At 70.0% G+C, this 217-nt stretch carries 1 pseudogene; it reads right to left on the minus strand.

Annotated features, from left to right (window positions below):
* Positions 1-126: 126 nt before the first annotated feature.
* A pseudogene (locus EBH09_RS37395) lies at positions 127-217 on the minus strand (transposase); the annotation flags it as partial.

Consider the following 217-nt stretch of genomic DNA (forward strand, 5'->3'; position numbering starts at 1 on the left):
GGGAGCGTCCCAGACATTCGCCGATCTGACCACCTCCTCCAGGCGGATGGCCAGTTTCCGCAGCACCGGATCGACCTGGTTCGTCCCCCGGCCGTTCCCCTTTTGAGCATCCAGGGCCGGCGGCTCCTTCCTCGCACCGGCGGCGTGCTGATGGGCCCGCACCGCGGTCGAGTCCACTGACACGTCCCAGTCGATCCCGCCCGCGGCATCCTCGGCG

The organism is Streptomyces sp. E2N166 (genome assembly GCF_003671715.1).
In the GTDB taxonomy this organism is placed as follows: Bacteria; Actinomycetota; Actinomycetes; order Streptomycetales; family Streptomycetaceae; genus Streptomyces; species Streptomyces thinghirensis.